This is a genomic window from Faecalicatena contorta (assembly GCF_001404335.1).
Lineage (GTDB): Bacteria > Bacillota > Clostridia > Lachnospirales > Lachnospiraceae > Faecalicatena > Faecalicatena contortus_B.
The window spans coordinates 34,293-42,803 of sequence record NZ_CYZU01000048.1; the positions used below are offsets into that span (position 1 = coordinate 34,293).

Below are 8,511 nucleotides of genomic sequence, written 5' to 3' on the forward strand. Positions count from 1 at the left end.
AAGGTGGTGGCGTAAGTGGGAAATGAGATCGATAGGCTGGAAATTGTTGTTGAGGCTGAGGCCAGTAAAGCAAACCGCAATCTGGGAAAAATGGAGAAACGCATAACCAATATTGCAAACGCGTTGGATAAACTTGGCGCATTATCCGGTGCTTTGGGCAATGTTGGAAATGTTGACTTTGGAGAATATGAAAAAGCATCTAAAAACATAGATGAACTACTTGGAAAATCGAAGAAATCCCACAATACGGATGCTACACCTAGGATTAATAAAGCAGATATTAAATATGCAGCTAAGACAGCTGAAGAGCTTCAAAAGAAATTTAAAGATGTTGGAAAAAACATTGACTTCTCAGGGATGAATAGCACTGAATTGCGGAAGCAGATAAAGTCGATGGAATCTGCGCTTGATAGAATGTATGGTAACCAGGAGAAAAGACAGGCCATTGAAGGTGAGAAAATTCCGGGTAAGTCTTGGGTGAGTCAACAATATGATATTGCCAAAGTAAGCAATCAGTTGGAGATAGCTCGAGAAGCATTGAAAAAATATAATTCCGAAGCGGCAAAGATGAATAAATTTACAATTGATAGGAATAATTTCGTTTCGTCGCTGGAAGATGTGCCAAAAGTTTCGAAGATAAATCCCAGTTCTATGAATTATGACCCAGATGCTATGAGAATGGTATTTGGCGAAGGCTCTGAAGAAATTCGTAATTTTAACGATTTAATGAGGAGATTTGGAGGGACTGCACAATCAGCAGGTAATGCTATTAATGATTTCGAAGGGTCAATGGACTCTGCAAAAATTAATACATATGAGGCGCAGATAAAGCGGCTCAAAAAAGAACTTGCGGATTTGGCAAATCAAGGTTATACACAGCATGATCCTGAATATGATGCTATTGCACGGGAATTACAGGAAGTAACATATGCAAAAAGGAATTATGAGAAGGAATTAAGATCGTCTATTAAAGCTGAAAATGATTCAAATGCATCAACCAAAAATACTGCAGCAGGTTTAAAAACTTTAAAAGGAGTTTTGGCAGATGTTTCGAAAATCTTTGCAACTATAGGAAATGGGGCTAAAAAAGCGGCGAAAGGTATTAAATTTTTTGTAAACGGTTGCAGGACATTGATTAAAGGCCTGGCGGCTCCCATTGCAACTCTTAAAAAGTTTAAGAATGCATTGCTTGGCGTACAAAAGCAGTCAGGGAGAAAATTTGGCGTACCTCAGATGATAGGAATGTCAATTTTGTATTCCACTGCATTTGGCATGATATCTGGGATCAAACAGGCCATAGCAGATGGAACAAATAATTTAGTGCAATACAGTAGTGAATATAATAAAAGTATTTCTTCTATTGTGTCAGCACTTTTGTATTTGAAAAATGCATGGGCTGCGGCGTTTGCACCGATTGTTAATGTAGTGGGTCCTTATATTCAATCTTTCATTAATATGATTGCCTCGGCTTTAAATGCTGTAGGTAAGTTCATGGCAGCATTGACAGGAAAAGGGTTTGTTGTTCAGGCCAAAAAGGTGTTCCAGGATTATGGTGCATCTCTAGATAAAACCTCCGGTGGTCTCGATGATGCAAATAAATCAGCCAAAGAGTTGCAGCGGACTATTTTGGGATTTGATGAATTGAATGTATTAAATGCACCTAACAATGACTCGGGAAACAGTGGTTCTGGCGGAGGAGGCGGAATTGAGTTATCTCCAAGCGATATGTTCGAAACTGTTCCGGTTACCGGTGCAGTAGCTGATTTTGCAAAAAGATTGAGAGAAGCGTTCCTGAAAGAAGATTGGGAAGGTTTGGGCGATCTTATAGCAGAAGGACTTAATAAAGGATTGCGGAAGATTTATGATGCGATAAATTGGAACAATGTTGGGTCTCAAATTACAAAATTTGCAGATGGTTTCACACGGACTTTTAATAGAGTTATTGAGAACCGCGGCCTGTGGGATACGCTTGGAAGGACTATAGGAACAGGCATAAATACTGCTGTAAAAACAGCAAATTTATTTATTGGGGATGGCGGTATCAATTTCAAAGCAATTGGAACTGGTATTTCAACAGGGCTACGTAGCGCCATAAATGAAATACCATGGACTGAACTTGGTAATCTTTTGGGGAATTGGTTCATGATTTCATGGAAGATATTGAATGGCTTTGTTACCGATATGTCCAGGAAAAATGATTTAGGGCTGACCGGATGGGCAGAACTAGGAAAAGGACTCGGAAGAGCCTTAAAGGGTCTATTTGAAAAGATAGACTTTGATACTATAGCAGATACATTCGTTAAAGGATTCAATGGAATCTTTGAGGTTCTGAAGAACTTTAATGCTGAGAAACCGTTTGAAGGTTTAGGAAAAAAGATTTCAGATGGTTTAAATAAGATTATCAGAGGAATAGATCCAGGTGAAGCCGGAAAAGCAATTAGCGATTTTGTAACGGGTGTTCTTGGAGTATTCGTTGATGTAGCAGAACAAACTGATTGGGAAATGTTCGGTAGGAAGTTGGGAGAGCTTCTGTCAAATATTGATTGGAAAACTATTTTAGGACAAGTATTTACAATTATTTCTGAGGTTTTAGGGGGGCTTATAGAAGGTCTTTCTCAGACAACGGGAGGCAAAGTTGCACTTTTTATGGCAGGATTAGCTGTTGCATTTAAAGGGGCATCAGTACTGGCTTCCATAGGCGAGTTTGTCGGTAAGGTGAAAACTGGTTATGGAGCATTGGGCAGTATTTTTGGAAAAACCGCCTCTTCTGCTGCAAGTTCAGCATCTGGCGTGGGAGCTGCAGCAAGTACTGCTGGTGGTTCGATAGATCTTTTTGGCGGGAAGATTACTGGTTTAGGTGGGAAATTTCTAACGTCTGTAGCTTTTACGGAAGCGTTTAGGATGGGAATACAAACGCTTAATGATACAGCAAAGTCATCGGATTATACCGCGCTATTAAATTCTTTAAGTCTGTTGAAAGAAGAAGGATCAATCACAAATGATCAATTCAACGATTTGTATAAGACTTTGTCTAATGCCGAATTACAAAGAGTACCATTTACTGATGCGATGGTATATGTTCGAGATGAATTGGATAAGGCAGGTGTATCTTCAGAAGATTTTGAAGCTAAGTTGTCACAATCTTTAGACAAGTTAGGAACAGAAGCACCGAAAAAAGCTAAAATAATCGGCACAGGTATCGGGGATGGTACAAAGGAAGGACTTGAGCAGAGTCGCTCGAAAGTCGAGAATGCAACATTGGGTTTAGTGGATAAAATAAAAAAGGCATTTACTGGGGAATTGGAAATGCATTCTCCATCAAAAGTATTTTTTTCTTATGGTGTAAATACAGTTGCAGGATTTAATGACGGATTTACGAGCAAAAGCTCAAGTGCAGAACAAAATGTTCGTTCATTGGGTGAAAACATCAAAAAGTCGATGAGTGGAACATTGAAAGGGCTATCCGAAGATACGAGTGAGGCAATCTCAGGAATACGTGACAAGTTCAGGCAAGCGGAGGGGAACGCTTCGTCGAGTGCGTCCAGTATCCTCAGGTCTTTCTCAAACCTACATATACCGCTACCTCATTTAAGTGTATCTTTTAGCAGCCTCAAAGTCGGAAATACCAGCATTCCAATACCGAGTTTCAGGGTGAATTGGTATGCGAAGGGAGGATTCCCAAATACAGGAGAACTATTTGTGGCGAATGAAAAAGGCCCAGAAATGCTCGGTAAGATGGGGAACAAAAATACTGTTGCAAATAACAGACAGATTACAGACGGTATTGCTGCAGCAGTTGGACCCGCTGTGTATAATGCTGTGACAAGTGCGTTATCATCATCTGGAAGCGGTCAGGGTGGTGACTTGTATTTAACATTGGAAATAGGTGGAGAGAAGTTAGTTAAGAAAATCGTAAAAGATTACAACAATATGAAACAATCTGACCCTAAATTTGGCTTCATATCATAAATAATTTTGGAATCAAACATTTTTACCTACTCAGAAAAAAAGATGTTATAATAGTTTATATTGAGAAGGAGGAAATGTTTATGTTAATGTTTTTAGTTTGGATATGTAGGATAACAGCAGTAACATTTTTGGGATTTTTGATTTATTTAATTGTATGTTTGATAAAGAAAAAAGGGAAAAAGATTCCTGTTGTTGGGGTAACCCTTTCCTTGGTATTGTTTATAACATGTGCAATATCACAAAGTAGATTTCATGTAGAAAGAATTGAGCGTTCGTTAGATTTTTTAGGAAATGCACATTGTTATGAGATTCAGTTGGATAATAGAAAAAAAGCACTTCAAATATGGAATTCTATAGAAGTAAATAAGAGTGACTCAATTTCGGACTCTTGGAATAAAGCAAAGGAAGTCGGAATCCTTATAGGAACGCTTAGTAATGAAAACTGGTTTGATTATGACTATGTATACTATGACACATGGGGAGAAGAGGTTGGAAGAATTGTAACGGTTGTAACTGATATGAGTGATCTATCTGTAACTACAAAAGAATGGATTGATTAAATATAAGAGTGGAGAATATTCCACTCTTTTTATATTGCAAAAACTCCTTGACTTTTGTGGATACATATGTATAATTATATATGTGGATACAAAAGTGAGGTGAAAACATGAGTCCAAGAACAGGTAGACCGACAGACGATCCCAAAAGTCTTAATACGAGAATCAGATTTTCTGAAAAAGATGTGCAAATGTTGGAATTTTGTTGTAAGATGACTGGAAGGAATAAATCTGAAATTATAAGACTTGGTATCGAAAAAGTCTATAAAGAGTTAAAAAAATAGAGATTCACTCCCCCTAGCAAGAGCAATGAATCTCTAACACCAACACTGAAAGTATTGATAAATATATTATATCTTACTTTCTGGGTTATGACAATAGTTGAGGAAAGGAAAGGTAAGATTAATGGAAAAAATTGAACAGACAATTAGTAGTATCGAAGTAGCAGAAATGGTTGGTAAGGAACATAAAGAACTCTTGCGGGATATACGCAGATACGTTCACCAAATGAACCAGAGCAATCTTGCGCTCGTTGATTTCTTTACAGAAAGTACATATAAAGATGGAAAAGGTGAGACTAGACCCTGCTACAATATCACAAAGAAAGGCTGTGAGTTTATCGCTCATAAGTTAACCGGAATAAAGGGCACGGAGTTTACAGCAAAATACATAAATCGCTTTCATGATATGGAAGATGCGATAAAGAGCGGCTATAATCTTTCAGAGTTATCTCCAGAACTACAAGCTATCTTTTTCCATGATAAGAAGATTCAGATTGTAGAGCAGAGAGTTGATAAGCTGGAAAACACCATGAATATTGACTATGCACAGCAAAAACAGTTAAAGGATTTTGTGAGTGAAGTAGTGGTTAATGCTCTAGGCGGTCGGGCGGCAAGAGCCTATACACACAAGGATGAAAATGGTGTAAAGATAAGACCTCGTGTTTATTCCCGGCTTTGGCATGATTTTTACGACTATTTTAATATTAATGCATATGCTAATCTTCCGAGAGTTAGATTTGACGAAGCATTGGAATACATAAACCGTTGGCAACCTCCTACAAATATGCAGTTGGAGATTGGCAAGATTAATCGGGAGGTGGCATGATATGACAGAACTATCCCCTTCTAATATAGTTATCTTTCCGGTACATGACGAAGTAAAACTGTTACAAAAAATTAAGCTGTGTGTAGATTCTTGTATTAAAACCGAAATAGGGATTTGTAGTGAAGAGTGTCGAAAAACTTCGGATTTTGTATCTGATTTAAGTTGCTTTACACTGAATGATTTATTAGAATTTAGAAAAGGTTGGAAGAAAGAGTTGCTCTATAATAGGGTAAGAGCAGATGAATATGTAGATGCAGTTACTGCAATAGCTTTTGCTAAAATGTTGTACTGCAAATAATGAATATCAATGAATTAAAGTATATGAGTCATACAAAGAACATTTACCATTGTGGTAGGTGTTCTTTTTATATATAAGAAAGTGTGGTGAAGATATGGCACAGCCTCTTATCATAGGCGGCATTACAATGCCATCGCTTAAAAAAGGTGGATTAACTGTTACAAAGGAAAAAGTATGGTCCGGCAACACCGGGAGAGCAGCAGATGGGAATGTTATAGGCGACTTGGTTGCAATAAAATATACATTGCAGTGCGAATGGCCTCCATTAAGCAGGGCAGATACAGCTAAAATAGATCAGGCTGTGTCTCCTGCTTTTTTTAATGTAACGTTTTTGGATCCAGGAAGTAATACCCGTATTACGAGGACGTTCTATGCGGGCACGCCCACATATCCAGTTTACACTTATGTGAATGGCAACGGGATTACTTATAACGGGGTAAAAGTAGATTTGGTAGAGAAATAGGAGGACGAAATGTTAAAGACAAGCAAAACTATTAACCTGTCAGGAAATAGCATGATTAATGATAAACAAGTAGTCTACATGCAGGCAAATATATCTACGGATGGGGGCACAACCAGCCATTCCAGTAGCATACAGGATAAAGAACTGTATGAGGTAAATAAGGTTGAATGCCGGAAAGATTTGTCTGATTTCGATCAGCTGGTATATGAAATAGAAGATTCTATTCATACGGGGGGAGTGCAGTAATGAAGATTAAAAACAGTCAAATAGTTAATTTCATAAATGGGATAATGAATCTTAAAAAGAAAAAACTTCCAATCAAACTGGGGTATGCGATTACGCGTAACATTAAAATTATGGATCCAGTAGCAACATCCTATGAGGAGGAGCGTCAGAAGATACTTGAAAAATATGCTGAGAAGGATGACTCCGGAAAATTCAGAGTAGATGATGGCTCATATATCATTACTGATATTGTGGCATATGAGCGGGAAATGAATGAACTGTTGGCAATAGAAAATGAGATGCAGCTTCATACGGTTACGTTTGATGAGATTGAGAAGTGCGATTTGGAACAGTTTGACGCGTTGTCAGTTCAGGATATCACATTATTGGATCTGATGATGGAGTAGTATCGGGGGTGAGATAATGTATCAATCCTCAGCGGCGTTTACGGAATTGGTACAGAAAGATTCCCGGACGTTTAGAAGCAAATTAATTCTCGGCGAAAATGAAATTGAATCAGGCATTAAAAGTATTACATTAAAAGGGGGGTCCAATAGTGGAACCTCTTTTATTATTGGCAGTTGCATCAGTCAGTACATAGAAGTAGAAATGGAAAAGCCATCCATATTCATAGAAAATGAAGAACTTGAATGGCGTATAGGAGCTGATATTTCTGCAACTGTGGAAGAATTTGTTCCGATGGGGTTTTTTACTGCAGGGAAGCCTGAGGCTGACGAGGACATGATTAAATTCACGGCTTTTGATAGGATGCTAAAAGCAGACAGAGGATATTTTTCATCATTACCTGCAGCTACAACGACAATCGCAGTGCTGAATGAAATGTCTGCCTTCCTTAAGGTTCCGATAGCAACAGGAGGACTTAGTTCAATAACAATAAAACGCCCGGATGGTTACACCTGCAGGGAGGTTCTTTCTTATATATCACAAATGTATGCGGGGTTTGCTATATGCAACCGCCAGGGGCAAATTGAAATAAAGAAGTATGTAGTATCCAACATAAATATTGCTCCTGCAAGATACTGGGACACTTTTAAACATAACGATTTTCCATATACGTTTCAGCGAATCGTTTGCTATACCGGAAAAGGCGAAAATGGTGAAAACATCTCCATAACCGCTGGTAACGGAAATCGAGAACTTACAATATCCAATCCGTTAATGACCCAAAGCATCTTAAACAGCGTGGAAGCTGCCCTAAAAGGTTTCAGCTATATGGCAGGGAGCATCCGATTTTTAGGAGACCCGCGTATTGATCCTTGGGATGTAATTGTTGTCCGAGGGCGGGATGGCAAAGACTACAAGGTTCCCGTAATGAGCTTGACCCAAGATTTTGATGGTGGGCTGACTACCAGTGTGGAAGCCCCGGGGGAATCCGAAACGGAAGAGCAACAAGGATTTAAAGGACCAGTCACCCAGGCGATTGATAGATACTCGGTACAGTTGGCACTAGTTGACCATGCCCTGGTCAATAAAATAGACGCTAATGTTGCCAACATCACCTATGCAAAGATCATAGATCTGGAAGCAATTAACGCAAAACTTAAAAAGATTGAAACAGAAGAGCTGACGGCAATAAATGCAAAGATAAATACCGCCAATATCAACCTTGGCAATATCGAAAATCTTTTATCTGGTAATGCAGGGGTAGGTGACCTGACCAATATACATCTGACTTCCCAAAACGCGGTGATCGAAAGTGCGCTGATTAAAAGCGCTGTGATCCAGTCGGTGACTGTAAATGATCTTCTGGCAGGCACGATCTACACAAATAAATTCCAGATATGGTCGGATACTTCCGGCGGCATGAAGATATTCGGGTCTACTCAGCAGTGGATGGACAAGGATGGAAGGATAAGGATGCAGGCGGGACT

General features: G+C 38.9%; 8 protein-coding genes. All 8 read left to right on the forward strand.

Translation table 11 applies throughout. From position 1 onward, the window contains the following. The first annotated feature begins 15 nt into the window (after positions 1-15). Positions 16-3,969, forward strand: coding sequence for a hypothetical protein (locus ARB69_RS19510; RefSeq protein ID WP_055154760.1), 3,954 nt, complete (start codon positions 16-18; stop codon positions 3,967-3,969). Positions 3,970-4,049: 80 nt separating this feature from the next. Then, entirely contained in the window at positions 4,050-4,529 is a 480-nt protein-coding gene (locus ARB69_RS19515; protein ID WP_055154761.1) for a hypothetical protein, read from the forward strand. Between the two features lie 402 nt (positions 4,530-4,931). Further along, a complete protein-coding gene (locus ARB69_RS26855) occupies positions 4,932-5,633 on the forward strand; it encodes a Rha family transcriptional regulator (protein WP_157355692.1) in 702 nt (233 codons plus the stop codon). 1 nt (position 5,634) lies between these two features. After that, positions 5,635-5,931, forward strand: coding sequence for a hypothetical protein (locus ARB69_RS19525; RefSeq protein ID WP_055154762.1), 297 nt, complete (start codon positions 5,635-5,637; stop codon positions 5,929-5,931). Positions 5,932-6,058: 127 nt separating this feature from the next. Beyond that, complete coding sequence (locus ARB69_RS19530; protein ID WP_055154763.1) at positions 6,059-6,394, forward strand: DUF6711 family protein; 336 nt, start codon at positions 6,059-6,061, stop codon at positions 6,392-6,394. 9 nt (positions 6,395-6,403) lie between these two features. After that, entirely contained in the window at positions 6,404-6,640 is a 237-nt protein-coding gene (locus ARB69_RS19535; RefSeq protein ID WP_055154764.1) for a hypothetical protein, read from the forward strand. Further along, positions 6,640-7,026, forward strand: a complete 387-nt coding sequence (locus ARB69_RS19540; RefSeq protein ID WP_055154765.1) for a hypothetical protein — start codon at positions 6,640-6,642, stop codon at positions 7,024-7,026. Before ARB69_RS19535 ends, ARB69_RS19540 begins: the two co-directional genes overlap by 1 nt. Positions 7,027-7,042: 16 nt before the next feature. After that, positions 7,043-8,511: hypothetical protein (locus ARB69_RS19545; RefSeq protein WP_157355696.1), on the forward strand; the 1,469-nt coding region annotated here is incomplete at its 3' end.

Excerpts from the sequence above, each read along its gene's own strand:
- ARB69_RS19515 (WP_055154761.1), top strand. The coding sequence starts at position 4,050 with ATGTTAATGTTTTTAGTTTGGATATGTAGGATAACAGCAGTAACATTT.
- ARB69_RS26855 (WP_157355692.1), top strand. The coding sequence starts at position 4,932 with ATGGAAAAAATTGAACAGACAATTAGTAGTATCGAAGTAGCAGAAATG.
- ARB69_RS19525 (WP_055154762.1), top strand. The coding sequence starts at position 5,635 with ATGACAGAACTATCCCCTTCTAATATAGTTATCTTTCCGGTACATGAC.
- ARB69_RS19530 (WP_055154763.1), top strand. The coding sequence starts at position 6,059 with ATGCCATCGCTTAAAAAAGGTGGATTAACTGTTACAAAGGAAAAAGTA.
- ARB69_RS19535 (WP_055154764.1), top strand. The coding sequence starts at position 6,404 with ATGTTAAAGACAAGCAAAACTATTAACCTGTCAGGAAATAGCATGATT.
- ARB69_RS19540 (WP_055154765.1), top strand. The coding sequence starts at position 6,640 with ATGAAGATTAAAAACAGTCAAATAGTTAATTTCATAAATGGGATAATG.